Genomic DNA, 15,621 nt, shown 5'->3' with positions numbered 1-15,621 from the left:
TCTGGCAGGCTGATTCGTGCCTGGATGTTGCTGAGAGAGGCCGTGGGCTTTTCTACTGAAAATTTGCCTCCGGCCATAGAATCTCCCACAGGTACTGCACACGACTGAAGAGATGTGCGGTCCCTGTGGGAGCGGGTTTACCCGCGAAGAGGCCCGGGCAGGCCAGCCTAGCGCTTCACCCCTTCATAACTGTCCAGCGTATCCCGCGCAATCTCCCGCCCCAACGCAATCAGCTCTGGCGCCTTGTAGAACTCGAAAAACCGGCACACCCGCTTGGGCACGTTGATCAGCACATCCGGTGGATAGCCGGCGATCTTGTACTGCGCCAACGACGTCTGCATGACTTCGAAGCTCTGGTTGATCAAGTCCAGCAGCGAAGCAGGCCCCACGTTGTCGATAATGAACGACCCGGTCGCCGACTTCGGCGCGCCCTCGCGTTCCGGCGCCGCCGCCGGTTGCTGGCCTTCCGGGTCGGCGGCATCTGCCAGCCAAGGGTTCGGCGGTGCCAACCCTTCGGCGACGATCTCCTGTTCGATGCGCATCAGCTCTTCCGCCGGCTTGCGGCGGAACGGCAAGCGAGAACCAAGCGAGCTCAACAGGGCGTCAAACCGCATCTTGAACGCCGCCGGGCGCTCGATCACCGGCAACTGATACTGCTTCTGGTTGGTGGCGTTAAGGTTGACCGCGATGATCAGGTCGCAGTGGCTGGAGACCACCGGCACGATCGGAAGCGGGTTGAGGATGCCCCCGTCGACCAGCATGCGGTTGCCTTGCATCACCGGCGTAAACAGGCTGGGAATGGCCGCCGAGGCGCGCATGGCCTGGTGCAGGCAGCCCTCCTGGAACCAGATTTCCTGCTGGTTGGTGAGGTCGGTGGCGACTGCTGTGTAAGGGACGCGCAGTTGTTCGATGTTGATTTCGCCGACAATCTTGCGGATCTGCCCGAACACCTTGTCGCCGCGGATGGCACCAAGGCGAAAGCTGACGTCGACCAGGCGCAGCACATCCAGGTAGTCGAGGCTTTCGATCCAGTTGCGGTAGTCCTTCAGCTTGCCAGCGGCGTAGATGCCGCCAATTACTGCGCCCATGGAGCAGCCGGCGATGCAGGCGATGTCGTAGCCGCGGCGCTCGATTTCCTCGATCACGCCAATGTGTGCATAACCCCGGGCGCCGCCCGATCCCAGTACCAGTGCCACACGTTTACTCATGAGCTTTCCTCGGGCTGTGCAACCATGGTCCTACAATGCACCCTGGGTGGCCTGTGCTTCAATGTAGATCGCGCTGAGCTACTGTGATAATGCTGGCCACGCAAAGCAGGCTGGCCAGGGCACTTTTCTGATGCCCGGGCGTCGAACAGCCACTGATTTTTCACCATTGAGGTCATACCGATGAAAGCCTGGATCTGCCTTCCACTGATTGCCCTGGCCCTTGCTGGCTGTGCGGGCAAGACGGCCTACCGTGACAGCTGCGCCACCCAGCTGGATGCCGCCTGGAAGGAACTGGACCTGGCCAAGGCCGAAGGCTTTGCCGGTGCAGTGAGTTACTCCAAGGCCCTGTCGCTGCTGACCGGGGCCAAGACCCAGCAGCAGTTCGAAGGTTACGAAAGCTGCACGCGCAAAGCTGAAAAGGCGCGCTTCTACATTCGTGAGTCCCGCGCTGGGCGCTGATCAAGGAGCGTCGTATGTCTGCCATGCTCGACCATGTCGTTGCCCAGATGCTGACGGTGCAGGTTCGCCTGTTGGCCTGTCGCGAGCGCCTGGCTGCCGATACCGACAGCGAGGCTCTGCACGACCTGCGCATCAGCCTGCGGCGTTTGCGCAGCCTGCTGAGGCCGCTGCGAGGGCTGCCTGGCGTGGAGCAACTCGATGATGCCGCCAGCGCGCTGGGCACCCTGACCACGCCGCTGCGTGACCGGGAAGTGTTGGCAGCCGAGCTGATCGGGCGCGGACACGCCGCAGCTGGGCAGCGGCGCCTGGAAGGGCGTGGCAGGACCTTTGCCAGCGTTGCCGCCAGCCCGCAGCTGACCCGGGTGCTGGCGATTGTTGATGCGTTCCCACTGTTCCTACGGGCGGCCGGGCGCGAAGGGCTGGCCAGGTCGCTGGACAAACGCATCGACAAGCGCCTGGTCAAGCAGTGGCACAAGTTGCACAAAGCCTTGCAAGACCCAGCTCACGACCGCCACCGCCTGCGCTTGCTGATCAAGCGTGCGCGCTATGGCGACGAGGCCTACCCGCAACTCGATCACGCCGGCAAGAAACTGCAGCGCTTGCTGAAAAAGGCACAGGGCGACCTGGGCGACTGGCATGACCGCCTGCAGTGGCTGCTGCAGGCGCGTGAGCATGCCGACCTGAGCCCCTGCAAGGTCGTTTGGGAGCAGGAACTGCACGAGGCTGAGCGCCAGTCGGATGTGACGCTGGATGCCCTGTTGCAGGCGCTGGCGCGTCGCTAGCCCGAGAAATGACCGATATGCGGGCTGATCGCTCGGGGTTTGCTGGCTAGGATGGGCACACCTTTATCGCTGCAGGCAGGAGCCGGTCAATGAACTTCAACCAACTGCTCGACGCTGTACGGGCCAACCCGGCTTCTGTCAGCATCCCGCCCAGCTGGGCCCAGGGGCGCGCTGCCTTTGGCGGGCTGATGGCGGCCATGGTTTATGAAACCATGCGCCTCAAGCTCACCGATGGCCGCCCTGTGCGCTCCCTGGCCATCAGCTTCGTTGCGCCCGCAGCAGCCGATGTGCCAATCCGTTTCGAGGTGGAAGTGCTGCGCGAAGGCAAGGCGGTCAGCACGTTGCTGGGTCGTGCCGTTCAGGATGGCCAGGTGGTAACCCTGGTGCAGGGCAATTTTGGCGCAGGGCGGCCTTCCGTGGTCGATGTGCCGGCGTTGCCGGCCATGGAAATGAAAGCACTCCAGGATGCGGCCCCCGAACTGCCCTATATCAAGGGCATCACCCCCGAGTTCATGCGGCATGTCGCCTTGCGTTGGGCGGTGGGTGGGTTGCCGTTCAGTGGCAATCAGTCGCGCAAGATGGGTGGCTGGGTGCGCTTGCGGGACGTGGCAGAAGAACAAGTCAATGAAGCGCACCTGCTGGCGCTGGTCGATGCCTGGCCGCCAAGCCTGATGCCGTTCCTCAAGCAGCCTGCCGCGGGCAGCACATTGACCTGGACCATCGAATTCATCCAGCCTACGGCGAAATTGTCGACCCTGGACTGGTGCCGGTATTGCGTGGAAACCGAGCATGCACGCGATGGTTATGGGCACGCTGCGGCCGCCCTTTGGACGGCGGAGGGCGAGTTGCTGGCCCTGAGCCGGCAGACCGTGACCGTGTTTGCCTGACCCTCAGCCACGACGATTAACTGTAGGAGCGGCCTTGTGTCGCGATCGGGCCGCAAAGCGGCCCCGGCAATCTCTGCTGCGAAGCTGCAATACTGGGGCTGCTGCGCAGCCCGATCGCGACACAAGGCCGCTCCTACAAAGGATTGCGCATGATCGGCAGATCAATGCCGGTGCTTATGCCGCTCCCGCCAGGCCTTCCACCATGCCCCGCTCAACACAAAGCGCGGAAAGGTAATGAACTGCTCCGTCAGCAAGCGTTGTACGGCATCCTGGCGGTTGGCGAACGGCTCGGGCTGCTCGGCTTCCAGGCGGTGGCCCTGGCGCTGTAACCCAAGGCCAGCAATCAGGGCGATCACGCCGACGGCAATTTGCCCCAGGTCCAGGGCGAACAGACCAGAGAGAACCAGCAGCGCCCCAAGAATGAACAGCGGCACGGCAATCAGATGCAGTACCAGGTTAGCCGGGTGGCGGTGGTTGTGGTGGTAGCCGCGCCATTGCCAGGCGGGCAGGTTGGGCAGGCGTTTACTCATGGGCATTTCCTCTCGGACATGCTCAAAGCTTAGTGCGGCCCCCGGGTGGGGGCCAATCGAGGCTGGCTATGGTGTTTATAGCTTGAGCTGGCCAATGGCCTTGTTCAGTTCGCCAGCCAAGGTAGCCAGTTCGTTGCTGGTGGTCGCCGAGCCTACTGTCTGCTGCACGGTTTGTTCAGTGACATCACGGATGCTCACCACCGCGCGGTTCATTTCCTCGGCCACCTGGCTTTGCTGCTCTGCGGCCACGGCAATCTGGGTGTTGCTTTCGCGCATCTGCGCCACCGCACTGGTGATCTCGGCCAGCGCTGCCCCGGCTTCCTGGGCCTGTCGCACACAGTCGTCGGCCTTGTACGAGCTTTCCTGCATGAACTCCACGGCATCGCGGGTGCCGGACTGCAGCGCCGATACCATCGTGGTGATCTCGTCGGTAGAGGTTTGCACACGCTTGGCCAGGTTACGCACCTCGTCGGCCACAACGGCGAAGCCGCGGCCCAGGTCGCCGGCGCGTGCGGCTTCGATGGCAGCGTTGAGGGCCAGCAGGTTGGTCTGCTCGGCGATGCTGTGGATCACGCTGACCACACTGTTGATCTTCTGGCTGTCTTCGGCCAGCTGGCGGATCATTTCGGCGGTTTGCTGTACGCCGCTGGACAGCCCGGAAATCGAATCCTGTACCCGGCTGACCACCTCTTTGCCGCTGCCGGCCAGGGTATCGGCGGCCTGCGACAGGTCACGGGTAGCGCCGGCATGCTGGGCAATGTGGTGCACCGTCGCCGACATTTCGTTGATGGCCGTGGCGGCCTGGTCGGTTTCGCTCTGCTGGCCAAGCATGCCGTGACGCACGTCGCTCATGCTGGCGGCCAGGCGCATGGCGCCCGAGTCCAGTTGCGCCGCAGTGTGGGCAACGGTGCTGACAACGCGGTGGTAGGTGGCCTGCATGGCGTTGAAGGCCCCGGCCATCTGGCCAACCTCGTCACCACAGGCCAGCGGCACGCGGGCAGCCAGGTCGCCGGTCTTTTCCACGTGCAGCATCACATCCTTCAGGGTATTGAGCTGGCTAAGCAGGAAGCGGATCAGCAACTGCGAAGCGCCCAGCATGGCCAGCATCAGGATCAGCACGCACACCGCATAATTGCTGAAGCGCTCGAAGAATACCTGGCGCAGGCTGGGGGCCTGGGCCAGCACGGCCAGTTGCTGGTCGCCATTACGCAGCACCTGCGCGCCGCGCAGTGGGTTGTCGCCAAGGACCCATGCGCTTGGCAGTGCGACCCAGCCCTGGGCGTTGCGCAGGGCATCAAGGGTTTCACCGGCAAAGGTCGGCGTTTGCCCGGTCGACCAGCTGATGACGTTGGGCGGGCGCGGCAGTGCTTGCCCGGCGGGCCAGGCGGCCAGCAACTGGGCTTGCGCTGCCGCCTGGGCCTGCGCCGCGTCGGCCCGGGCGCGTTGCTCCAGGTGCACGGCGTAGAGCACCAGCAGCAAGGTCGTGACAAAGGCCACCGCGTTAACGGCCCAGAATTTGTATTTCAGGGAAACATTGCTAAGCCAGGCACCCATGGGCAGGTCTTCTCTGAGTTGAGCGGGAACAATATTGGCAAGGTGCCATCATTGTGCCCGCATCTGCCCAGCACGATGTTGATGCATATCAACAACCCAAGCGCGGGGTTCAGGGCAGCTGGAAGAACGCCCGGGCCGTCGCGGTGGTATGGGCTGCCGTATGCTCGGCCGCTTCACCCCGGTGCAAAGCCACTTCACGCAGCACCTCTGGCAAGAATGCGGGTTCGTTACGCCCGTTTTTCGGCTTGGGCCGCAGGCTGCGGGGCAGCAGGTAGGGCGCATCGCTTTCCAGCATCAGTCGCCCTTCGGCAATGTTGCCGACCAGCGGGTGCAGGTGCGTGCCGCGTCGCTCGTCGCAGATCCAGCCGGTAATGCCAATGTGCAGGTCCATGTCCAGGTAGGCGAACAGCGCTTCACGCTCGCCGGTAAAGCAGTGCACGACTGCGCCGGTCAGGTGGTCCCGGTAACCCTTGAGGATCGCCAGCAAACGCTCACTGGCATCGCGCTCATGCAGGAACACGGGGAGCCGCAGTTCCGCGGCCAAGGCCAACTGGGCTTCCAGGGCTTTTTCCTGCAGTGGGCGAGGGGAGAAGTCGCGGTTGAAATCCAGGCCGCATTCGCCCACGGCGCGCACGCGTGGTTCACTCAACAGCTGGCGCAACTGGCGCTTGCTGCCGGCATCCCAGGCTTTGGCGTCGTGCGGATGAACACCCGCTGTGGCGTACAAGTGTGCGCCGCTTGTATCCAGCTGTTGGCACAGTTCCAGCGCCTGCTCGCTGACCGCCAGGCTGGTGCCTGTCAGCACCATCTGCGTGACCCCGGCTTCAAGGGCGCGCTCGACGATTGCCGCCTGCTGGTCGTGGAAACTGCTATTGGTCAGGTTGACGCCGATATCGATCAGTTGCATGGTGCTATCTCGTGCCGCGGGGCGGCCAGCATAGCAAAAACCGCGTTTTTCTAAAAAAACCAAGAACTTCATGCTGTTGCCGTGGTCTTTTGCCGTCATTTCTCAATTGGCGGTGCAACCCATGGATGCCGCCCACCGACCATGGACACGTTTTCGCATGCTGCGATGCTGGCTCACCTCCCTGTTGACGCTCGTGCTGATCATTGGGCTCACGCTGCCCGGTGATGCCCATGCGCGCGCGCCAGGCCCGCAGCAGAATATTCCACCTGCCAAGGTGCGTGACCTGCAGCAGATTCGCACCAGCCAGGTGCTGAGGGTGCTGGTCAATCAAAGCCGCAACAGCTCCGGTGAAGTCAAGGGCGAGCCGGTCGGCATCGAATACTATCGCCTGCGCGCCCTGGAGCATTACCTCAATGCCCGTGCCGCCGATGGCCAGGAGATTCAGCTCAAGCTCATCCCGCGGGCCAAGGAGCAGCTGCTGGGGGCCCTGGCCCGTGGTGAGGGCGACCTGGCAGCGCCGGGCGAGCTGCTTGACCCCAGCACAGTGCGCGGCGTCAGTAGCAGTGCGCCGATACTCGATCAGGTACCGCTGATGCTGGTTGGGCGCAAGGGCGAACGAAGCTTCAGCAAGGTCGAACAGCTTTCCGGGCGTACCGTGGCGTTGACCAGCGCCAGTGCGGCCGGGCCGCTGATCCAGCAGGTGAACCAGCAACTGGCACTGCGCAAACGGCCGCCGATCAAGGTGGAGTGGGTCGACTCGACACTGGCGGTGGAGGATGTGCTGGAAATGGTCCAGGCTGGCATCTACCACCTCACGGTAGTCGAGCAGCCCATTGCCCGGCGTTGGGCGCGCGTGATGCCGCGCCTGCGCCTGGATACCCGGGTGCACCTCGGGGCGCCGCAAGCCATGCGCTGGTATGTGGGGCGTGATGCGCCACAATTGCTGACTGCGGTGGATCACTTCCTGAAGGGGTACCGCGCGCCAGACAACCAGGATGCTGCATTCGAACGCATCTACCGCCGCCAGTACCGGGTGCACAACCCGTTGGCCGGCAAGGACCGCCAGCGTCTGGCCTCGGTGCGGGCAGTGCTGCAGAAGCATGGTCAGGCGCAGCAGATCGACTGGCTCAACCTGGCTGCACTGGCGTTCAAGGAGTCGACGCTCAACCCGGCAGCACGCGGCACTGGCGGTGCCCACGGGCTGATGCAGATAACGCCATCTGCGGCCCAGCGGGTAGGGGTGAGCAACACCGCCACGGTGGATGGCAATGTGCAGGCCAGTGCCCGCTACCTGGCGCTGATTCGGCGCAAGTTCTTCGCCAGTGCCAAAATCAACGAGCGTGAGCGCATGGCCTTTGTGCTGGCGGCCTACAACCTCGGGCCTGAGCGGGTCCAGGCGATGCGTGCCGAAGCCCGGCGCCGGGGCCTCAACGGTAACCAGTGGTTCTTCCAGACCGAGCGCATCGCCATGGAGCAGGTGGGCATGGGGCCGGTCAACTTCGTTAATAGCGTCAACAAGTACTTCCTGGCGTTCAACCGGGAGCGTGCTGCGCTGGAGCGTGTGGCAAAGCGTTGATAAATCGATTTAATCGATTGTTATGTTGGGATTTTTGCGATTTTCATATCAGATTAATTGATTATGATGGCGCCCATACCAACACAACTTCTCCGCTTCAAGGACGCTTCGACATGAACAACACAACCCTCAACGCCCTGTTCTCCACCCGTGCCGGCGCTGGCCTCAGCGTTATCCGCATCCTGGTTGGCATCATTTTCATGGCGCATGGCGCGCAAAAACTGTTCGGACTGTTTGGCGGCTATGGCCTGGAAGGTACCGGCCAGTGGATGGAAAGCATCGGCTTGGCCCCGGGCTACCTGATGGCCCTGCTGTCCGGTAGCGCCGAGTTCTTCGGTGGCCTGGCCTTGGTGATCGGCCTGCTGGCCCGCCCGGCAGCCCTGGCGCTGACGGTGACGCTGGTGGTGGCAATTCTCTCGGTTCACATCGGCAACGGCCTGTTCATGTCCAACAACGGCTATGAGTTTGCCCTGGCGCTGCTGGCCGGCACTGTTGCGGTCATGATCGAAGGCGCTGGCCGCTTCTCGCTCGACCGCCTGATCGCACGCTGACCCGCCACCGATGGCAAGATGCAAGTCTCATACTGATTGAGGCTTGTATCTTGCCGCTTGTAGCTCTAGCATACCGCCTGCGCCGATTTAAACAGCTACTTGCGGGGCGCAGGAAAGCCCCACCTCCGGGTCATCCGAAATACCGCTAAAGCGCTGGTTCGGTGACGCCTCCCACCGCTGCCCAGCGGGATTCGCGAGGCGGAGAAAAGCTCCATGAGTTGCCCACGTACCAGTGTCTGTTTGAGCCCTTTGCCTGCCAACCAGGCGTCCCGCACACCGCGCATCCTGCTCGGCGGCCAGCATCAGCCCACACTTTTGCGTCACCTCGAAGGCCTGTCCCGGCGCAAGGGCCAGACACGCGCCTTTCTGATCCAGTTCGCCGAAACCGGCTGCCATCTTGCGCAGTATGGCAACGACCGTTTCGACCTGGCCGTGATCCAGGCCCCGGCGTCGGATCAGGCCGCCGAAGTCATCGGCCATCTCACCCGCATCGCGCGCCAGGGCCTGATTACCCGCCGCTGAGGAGCGCCTGTTGAGCACCAACATCATCACCACGCAAGGCCATGAGGCGCTGAAAAAAGAGCTGGATCACCTGTGGCGGGTGTATCGACCGGAAATCACCCAGAAGGTCGCCTGGGCGGCATCGCTGGGTGACCGTAGCGAGAACGCCGACTACCAGTACAACAAGAAGCTGCTGCGCGAAATCGACCGCCGGGTGCGTTACCTGCGCAAGCGTCTTGAGGATGTGAAGGTGGTGGCTTTTTCGCCACAGCAGGAAGGCAAGGTCTTTTTCGGCGCCTGGGTCGAGATCGAGAATGATGATGGCGAGACCATGAAGTTTCGCATTGTCGGCTATGACGAGATCTACGGGCGTAACGATTACATCTCGATCGACTCGCCCATGGCCCGTGCCTTGCTCAAGAAAGAGGTAGGCGATGAGGTGGTGGTGCATACGCCGACCGGTGAAGCGACCTGGTATGTGAACAGCATCACTTACGGCCAGTGACTTGGTGTCGACTGAGCCGGCCTCTTCGCGGGCTTGCCCGCTCCCACAGGGTTATCACAGCATTAGAAAGCTGTGCCGGACCTGTGGGAGCGGGCAAGCCCGCGAAGAGGCCGGCACAGGCAACCATCAGCTGTCGCGCAAAACCGCCAACGGGCTGGCATTCAAAGCCCGCCGCGTCCCCAACACCCCCGCACCGCCTACCAGCAGCGCCCCTGCCAGCGGTAAAGCCAGCAACCACGGGTGCGGGCTCCACTGCAAATCAAAGGCATAGCGGTACAACACCAGGGTAATCAACTCGCACCCCACTGCCGCCAACAGCCCGCTGGCGGCCCCCAGCAAACCGAACTCGATACGCCGCGCCCTCACCAGCAGCGGGCGCGCTGCCCCCAGTGCACGCAGCAAGGCCCCTTGGCGAATGCGTTCATCCAGCGTTGCCTGCAAGCCAGCGAACAGCACTGCCAGCCCGGCCGCCAGCACAAACAACAGCACATATTCCACCGCCAGGGTCACCTGGGCGAGGATGCTGCGCAATTGGTCGAGCAAGGCATCCACCTGCAGGATCGTCACCGCGGGGAATGCCCGCGACAGGGCCACCACATCCAGGTCATGGCCCGGCGCCAGGTAGAAGCTGGTCAGGTAGGTGGTCGGCAGCCCCTGCAGCGTGCCAGGCTGGAAGATCATGTAGAAGTTGGGTTGGAAGCTGTCCCAGTGCACGCTGCGCAGGCTGCTGACGCGAGCCTGGCGTTGCTGGCCGCCGATGTCGAAGGTCAGCAGGTCGCCCATTTGCAGTTTCAGGCTGGTGGCCAGTTCCGCCTCTACCGAAACACCGGGGATTTCATCGTCGGCAGGCATGGCTTGCCACCAGTTGCCGGCAGTCAGAGCGTTGCCCTCGGGCAGTTCGGCGGCCCAGGTCAGGCTGAGGTCGCGCTGCACGGCGCGCTCGCCTGCCGAATCCTTGCTGACGACTTGCTGCACCGGTTGCTCGTTGATTTGCACCAGGCGGCCGGGTGTCACTGGGTACAGGGGCGCTGAAGCGGCGTTGACCTGGTGCAGGCGTTGCGCGAACGGTTCACGGTCATCCGGCAGGATGTTCAGGGCGAAATGGTTGGGCGCATCCTTGGGCAACTGGGCTTGCCAGGTGTCCAGCAATTCGGCGCGTAGCAGGGCGACCAGGGCCATGGCCAGCAGGATCAGGCCGAAGGCCAGGGCTTGCCCTGCAGCGGCCGTGGGGTGGCGCAGCAGCTGGCCCAGCCCCAGGCGCCAGGTCAGCGGCGCCCCGGCCAGCAACTGGCGCAGGCTGCGCAAAGCGAGCAGCAGCAGGCCGCCGAGCAGCAACGCTGCGACCAGGCCGCCACCGAGCAAGGCGAAGGTGAGCAGCAGGTCAAGGCTGAGGCGCCACATGATCAGGCCCAGGGCGAGCAGGGCGGCGCCGTACACCAGCCAGCTGCTGGGTGGTATCGGCAACAGGTCGCGGCGCAGTACCCGCAATGGGGGCGCTTGGCCCAGTGCAGCGATGGGGGGCAGGGCGAAGCCGGCCAGCGCCACCAGACCAGTGCCGATACCGGCCAGGGCAGGCACGATACCACCGGCAGGTACTACGCTGGGGAGCAGGCCATGCAGCAGGCGGAACAGGCCCAGTTGGGCCAGCCAGCCGAGCAAGGCCCCAGCCAGCGCGGCGACCAGGCCGAGCATGGCCAGTTGCAGGCAATACAGGTCCAGTGCCTGACGGCGCGACAGGCCCAGGCAGCGCAGCAGGGCACTGGCATCCAGGCGGCGTGCGGCGTAGCGGCTGGCTGACAGGGCCACCGCAACGCCAGCCAGCAGCACCGCCACCAGGCTGGCCATGTTCAGGTAGCGTTCGGCCTTGCCCAGTGCGCCGCCGATCTGTTGGTTGCCATCACGGGTGTCGCGCAGGCGCTGATTGGCGGCCAGGTCCTTTTCCACCGCCTGGCGGTATTGGGCCAGTGCCGCAGCATCGCCGCGCCACAGGTCGCGGTAGGTGACCCGGCTACCCGGCTGGATCACGCCGGTGGCTTGCAGGTCGGCCAGGTTCATCATCACCCGCGGGGTAAGGCTGTAGAAGTTGTTGGCGCGGTCCGGTTCGTAGGTCAGCACGCGGCTCATGCGCAGGGTTTTCATACCCACGTCGATGCTGTCGCCAATCGCCAGCCCCAGCGCAGCCAGCAGGCGGGGCTCGACCCAGGCCTCGCCAGGTGCCGGGCCGCCGCCTGGGGTTTCCTCGGCATAGGGTGCCATTGCGCTGCGTACCTGCCCGCGTAACGGGTAGGCGCCATCGGCAGCCTTTACACTGGACAGCTGGATGCCGTTGTCGCCGCCCACCACGCTGGTGAACTCGACTACCTGTGCGTGGCGCAGGCCAAGGGCCGTGCCGCTATCGATCTGCTGCTGGCGGGCTGGAGCGCTGCCCTGCAGTACCAGGTCGGCGCCCAGGAATTCGCTGGCGCGCAGTTGCATGGCACCGTTGAGGCGGGCGCCGAAATAGCCGATGGCGGTGCTGGCGGCCACTGCCACCAGCAGGGCGAAGAACAGCACGCGAACTTCGCTGGCGCGAATGTCACGCAGCAACTGGCGCAGGGCCAGGCCCCACAGGCGGGACAATGGCATGTGATTCATCAGGCCTCCACCGGGGCCACCAGGCGGCCCGCATCCAGGCGGATCTGGCGACGGCAGCGCCGGGCCAGGCGTTCGTCATGGGTGACCAGTACCAGGGTGGTGCCGCGCTCCTTGTTCAGCTCGAACAGCAAGTCACTGATACGCTCGCCGGTGTGGCTGTCGAGGTTGCCAGTGGGTTCGTCGGCAAACAGCACGGCAGGCTGTGCGGCGAAGGCGCGGGCGATGGCCACCCGCTGTTGCTCGCCGCCCGACAGTTGCCGTGGGGTGTGGCTCAGGCGTTTGCCCAGGCCAACCCGTTCCAGCAGGGTGCGCGCGTGTTCGCGTGCATCGCGGCGGCCGTCCAGCTCCAGCGGCAGCATGACGTTTTCCAGCGCGTTGAGGCTGTCGAGCAACTGGAACGACTGAAACACGAAACCGACATGTTCGGCGCGCACCCGGGCCCGCTGGTCTTCATCCAGTGGCCCCAGGTCGTGGCCAGCGAGGATGACCTTGCCGGCGCTGGGCTGGTCGAGGCCGGCCAGCAGGCCAAGCAGGGTCGACTTGCCCGAGCCCGAAGCGCCGACGATGGCCAGGCTGTCGCCCTGGGCCAGGTCGAGGGAGAGTGCGTGGAGGATGGTGAGATCACCTTCCGCGCTGGGGACCACTTTGCTAAGGTTCTGCGCAACGAGAATGCTGGGGCCCATGGAGAATCCGATGCGAGTGTGGTGGTTGAGTGCCGGTCTGGCCCTGTATTGCCTGGCCCAGAGCGCGGCGGCGGGAACACTGCTGGTTGTCGGCGATAGTATCAGCGCCGGTTTTGGCCTGGATAGCCGCCAGGGTTGGGTCTCTTTGTTGCAGACCCGGCTCAAGGACGAAGGTTTCGACGACAAAGTGGTCAACGCCTCGATCAGTGGCGACACCAGTGCAGGTGGCCAGGCGCGGCTGCCGGCGCTGCTTGCAGCCCATAAGCCGAGCCTGGTGGTGCTGGAGCTGGGCGGTAACGATGGGCTGCGTGGGCAGCCTCCCGCGCAATTGCAACAAAATCTTGCCTCGATGATCGAGAGTGCGCGCCAGGCCGGTGCCAAGGTGGTGCTGCTGGGCATGCGCCTGCCGCCTAATTATGGCGTGCGCTATACCACCGCGTTTGCCAAGGTGTATGAACAATTGGCTGCGGACAAGCAGGTGCCATTGGTGCCGTTTTTCCTCGAAGGGGTAGGGGGTGTGCCTGAATTGATGCAGGCCGATGGTATCCACCCGGCCCAGGGTGCTCAGCAGCGTCTGCTGGAAAATGCATGGCCAGCGATAAAACCCTTGCTGTGACGCTTTAAACGGGGCCGGCTTTCGGCTAATGTTGCGCCCCCCGTTTCGAGTGCCCCCGATGCCGCGCCCCGCCTGGTCCCTGTATGCCTACCAATTGATCGAGCCCGATGAGCAGCTCGACTTGTTCGCTTGCCAGGAAATCCGCGTCCACCTGGTGGCCCGACAGCTTGAACTGGGCGTGCCGGTAGACCGCACCTTGTGCGGCGGCCTGCTGCCTGCGCAGCCGCGCTGGTCTGCCGTGCCGCGCGCCATCTACCGTGACAACCGCCTGTGCGACCTGTGCCGTGCCATCCTCGATGCCCAGCGGCGGGGCATGCGCCCGGTCTGGCCGGAGCTGCAGGCCAGCTGAACGGCAAGCACCTTTCATCATCTGAAACGCTTGTATGGCGCCAATGCCTCCCGCTTGCATCGACGCGGGTGTACAATCGATCCTCTTGACCCACCTTTCGAAGGATTTACCGGATGTTGCCGCGCTTTCCTGCCGTCACCCGTAGCCTGTCCCTGGCCGCCCTGCTGGTAGCGGGCCCCGCTGCTGCGCTGGAGCTGCCACTGCCACCGCCCGGTGAAGACATCGTCGGCCAGGTGCATGCGATCAAGGCAAAGTACGAGGACACGTTCGCCGATATCGGCACCGCCAACGACCTCGGCTACCTGGAAATGATTGCCGCCAACCCGGGTGTCGACCCCTGGCTGCCGGGCGCAGGCACCGAGATAGTCCTTCCGACCCGTTACATTCTGCCGCCGGGCCCGCGCGAAGGCATCGTCATCAACCTGGCCGAGTACCGCATGTACTACTTCCCGAAAGGGCAGAACGTAGTGCACACCTTCCCGTTGGGAATTGGCCGTGAGGGTTGGGGTTCGCCGATTGCCAACACCAAGATCACCGCCAAGACGCCGAACCCTACCTGGACGCCACCTGCGTCCATCCGCAAGGAGCACGCAGCGGACGGTGACATCCTGCCAGCCGTGGTGCCGGCCGGCCCGGACAACCCGCTGGGGCCGTTCAAGTTCACCCTGGGCGTGCCGGGCTACCTGATCCATGGGTCGAACAAGAAGTTCGGCATTGGCATGCGTACCAGCCACGGTTGCTTCCGCATGCTCAACAACAACGTGCTGGAACTGTCGAAGATGGTGCCGGTGGGTACTCCGGTACGCATCATCAATGAGCCATACAAGTTCGGTATCAGTGGCGGCAAGGTGTACCTGGAAGCGCACACGCCGCTGGACGATCAAGGCAACCCGTCGGTGGTGGACAAACACACTGCCGTAATCAATGCCTTGCTCAAACGTGAAGACCTGGCCAATAACCTGCGCATGAACTGGGACATGGTGCGTGACGTGGTGGCTGCAGAAGATGGCATGCCGGTCGAGATTGCCGTGCCAGTGGAAAACCAGGGCGGTGCGCCGATGGTGACGAGCATTCCACCCGAACTGCAGTAAGGCATTTGCGACACACCCAGGCCCGCCTTAGTGCGGGCCTTTTCGTTCTTGCCGGGCGCGTCTGCCTTGTTTGCAGGCAATAAAAAAGCCGACCCACAAGTGGGTCGGCTTCTCAACAATCCGTGAGGATTATTACTTGCGGCTGGCTTTGTCCAGCATACGCAGGGCGCGCTCGTTGGCTTCGTCAGCGGTCTGCTGAGCCTTCTGAGCGGCTGCCAGTGCGTCGTCAGCCTTACGGTAGGCTTCGTCAGCACGAGCTTGAGCGCGAGCTGCTGCGTCTTCAGTCGCAGTCAGACGAGCTTCGGTTTCTTTGGATACGCTGCTGCAACCGGTAGCCAGAACTGCGGCCAGAGCCAGAGCAGAGAATTTCAGAACGTTGTTCATCGTGTTCCCCTTCAAGGACTTTCTATTAAATAGCCATCTCTCAGGAAAGAGAAACTGGCCGGCGTACATAGTACCCATTACTTGTAGTAAGTAAACTGACTGAGCGCAAGAACTGCAAAAAAAATGTTGCTTGACGCCTTGCCGACAAGATTTGCGACGCGTGTGTGAAAAAAATGTGCAGGGAGCGCAAGCGATTGTAGTACAGGAACTTTTTTGTTGAACTAACAGTGACTTTAACTGTCCTTCGACGTCTTAAGCCCTACAACATCCGGCCGCTGTTGAACCTGCAGGGAAGAGTCGTTTTCTGTGCGTTTTCGCCTTTTTTAGCCGCCACCACCTTGAGCAATCCCGTTTGCGGCGCCTACTATCTTGTGAGTGCCATGGGATCCGAACGATTGCAATCG

Annotated in this window: 17 protein-coding genes; 10 read left to right on the top strand and 7 right to left on the bottom strand. The window is 63.3% G+C overall.

Going from position 1 to position 15,621, the window contains the following annotated elements; translation table 11 throughout:
- Nucleotides 1–167 precede the first annotated feature (167 nt).
- Complete coding sequence (locus ACQKPZ_RS10175; RefSeq protein ID WP_391132937.1) at nt 168–1,208, bottom strand: patatin-like phospholipase family protein; 1,041 nt, start codon at nt 1,206–1,208, stop codon at nt 168–170.
- 180 nt (nt 1,209–1,388) lie between these two features.
- On the opposite strand from ACQKPZ_RS10175, the gene ACQKPZ_RS10170 reads away from it, so the two are divergent.
- The 3 genes from ACQKPZ_RS10170 to ACQKPZ_RS10160 all read left to right on the top strand — a co-directional run bounded on the left by ACQKPZ_RS10170 (nt 1,389) and on the right by ACQKPZ_RS10160 (nt 3,336).
- Nucleotides 1,389–1,667 (top strand): lipoprotein, encoded by a 279-nt coding sequence (locus ACQKPZ_RS10170; protein ID WP_003250254.1) that lies wholly within the window; start codon nt 1,389–1,391, stop codon nt 1,665–1,667.
- Nucleotides 1,668–1,681: 14 nt separating this feature from the next.
- Complete coding sequence (locus tag ACQKPZ_RS10165) at nt 1,682–2,449, top strand: CHAD domain-containing protein (protein ID WP_427537368.1); 768 nt, start codon at nt 1,682–1,684, stop codon at nt 2,447–2,449.
- A gap of 89 nt (nt 2,450–2,538) precedes the next feature.
- On the top strand, nt 2,539–3,336 hold the full coding sequence (locus ACQKPZ_RS10160; protein WP_427537365.1) for an acyl-CoA thioesterase: 798 nt from the start codon (nt 2,539–2,541) through the stop codon (nt 3,334–3,336).
- Between the two features lie 161 nt (nt 3,337–3,497).
- On the opposite strand, the gene ACQKPZ_RS10155 is transcribed toward ACQKPZ_RS10160, so the two are convergent.
- From ACQKPZ_RS10155 to ACQKPZ_RS10145, 3 genes are all read right to left on the bottom strand, one after another.
- Nucleotides 3,498–3,866: an Mpo1-like protein gene (locus ACQKPZ_RS10155; protein WP_060498376.1), complete on the bottom strand. Its 369-nt coding sequence runs from the start codon at nt 3,864–3,866 to the stop codon at nt 3,498–3,500.
- A 75-nt stretch (nt 3,867–3,941) separates the two neighbouring features.
- Nucleotides 3,942–5,420, bottom strand: coding sequence for a methyl-accepting chemotaxis protein (locus ACQKPZ_RS10150; protein WP_427537363.1), 1,479 nt, complete (start codon nt 5,418–5,420; stop codon nt 3,942–3,944).
- Nucleotides 5,421–5,529: 109 nt separating this feature from the next.
- Complete coding sequence (locus ACQKPZ_RS10145; protein WP_427537360.1) at nt 5,530–6,327, bottom strand: TatD family hydrolase; 798 nt, start codon at nt 6,325–6,327, stop codon at nt 5,530–5,532.
- 157 nt (nt 6,328–6,484) lie between these two features.
- On the opposite strand from ACQKPZ_RS10145, the gene ACQKPZ_RS10140 reads away from it, so the two are divergent.
- From ACQKPZ_RS10140 to greB, 4 genes are all read left to right on the top strand, one after another.
- Entirely contained in the window at nt 6,485–7,903 is a 1,419-nt protein-coding gene (locus ACQKPZ_RS10140; protein ID WP_427537357.1) for a transglycosylase SLT domain-containing protein, read from the top strand.
- Nucleotides 7,904–8,016: 113 nt separating this feature from the next.
- A complete protein-coding gene (locus ACQKPZ_RS10135; RefSeq protein ID WP_284355863.1) occupies nt 8,017–8,454 on the top strand; it encodes a DoxX family protein in 438 nt (145 codons plus the stop codon).
- A 213-nt stretch (nt 8,455–8,667) separates the two neighbouring features.
- Entirely contained in the window at nt 8,668–8,976 is a 309-nt protein-coding gene (locus ACQKPZ_RS10130; protein WP_427537354.1) for a hypothetical protein, read from the top strand.
- A 10-nt stretch (nt 8,977–8,986) separates the two neighbouring features.
- Nucleotides 8,987–9,460 (top strand): transcription elongation factor GreB, encoded by a 474-nt coding sequence (greB, locus tag ACQKPZ_RS10125; RefSeq protein WP_427537351.1) that lies wholly within the window; start codon nt 8,987–8,989, stop codon nt 9,458–9,460.
- Nucleotides 9,461–9,586: 126 nt separating this feature from the next.
- Here greB and ACQKPZ_RS10120 read toward each other — a convergent pair whose 3' ends face one another.
- Together ACQKPZ_RS10120 and ACQKPZ_RS10115 are read right to left on the bottom strand one after the other, a co-directional pair.
- A complete protein-coding gene (locus tag ACQKPZ_RS10120) occupies nt 9,587–12,094 on the bottom strand; it encodes an ABC transporter permease (RefSeq protein ID WP_427537348.1) in 2,508 nt (835 codons plus the stop codon).
- Entirely contained in the window at nt 12,094–12,777 is a 684-nt protein-coding gene (locus tag ACQKPZ_RS10115) for an ABC transporter ATP-binding protein (RefSeq protein ID WP_016714756.1), read from the bottom strand. Before ACQKPZ_RS10115 ends, ACQKPZ_RS10120 begins: the two co-directional genes overlap by 1 nt.
- Nucleotides 12,778–12,787: 10 nt before the next feature.
- On the opposite strand from ACQKPZ_RS10115, the gene ACQKPZ_RS10110 reads away from it, so the two are divergent.
- From ACQKPZ_RS10110 to ACQKPZ_RS10100, 3 genes are all read left to right on the top strand, one after another.
- Nucleotides 12,788–13,393 (top strand): arylesterase, encoded by a 606-nt coding sequence (locus ACQKPZ_RS10110; protein ID WP_427537345.1) that lies wholly within the window; start codon nt 12,788–12,790, stop codon nt 13,391–13,393.
- A gap of 58 nt (nt 13,394–13,451) precedes the next feature.
- Complete coding sequence (locus tag ACQKPZ_RS10105) at nt 13,452–13,742, top strand: hypothetical protein (protein ID WP_183673451.1); 291 nt, start codon at nt 13,452–13,454, stop codon at nt 13,740–13,742.
- Nucleotides 13,743–13,855: 113 nt separating this feature from the next.
- Nucleotides 13,856–14,833 carry a L,D-transpeptidase family protein gene (locus ACQKPZ_RS10100; RefSeq protein ID WP_391132972.1) on the top strand — a complete coding sequence of 326 codons (978 nt, stop codon included), beginning with the start codon at nt 13,856–13,858 and terminating at the stop codon, nt 14,831–14,833.
- Nucleotides 14,834–14,965: 132 nt separating this feature from the next.
- Here ACQKPZ_RS10100 and oprI read toward each other — a convergent pair whose 3' ends face one another.
- Nucleotides 14,966–15,217 (bottom strand): outer membrane lipoprotei OprI, encoded by a 252-nt coding sequence (gene oprI / locus ACQKPZ_RS10095; protein ID WP_003259780.1) that lies wholly within the window; start codon nt 15,215–15,217, stop codon nt 14,966–14,968.
- Nucleotides 15,218–15,621: the final 404 nt, after the last annotated feature.

The sequence above is a fragment of the Pseudomonas sp. NPDC089547 genome (assembly GCF_050280665.1).
Lineage (GTDB): Bacteria > Pseudomonadota > Gammaproteobacteria > Pseudomonadales > Pseudomonadaceae > Aquipseudomonas.
This window is presented reverse-complemented; position numbering and strand designations above follow the sequence as displayed.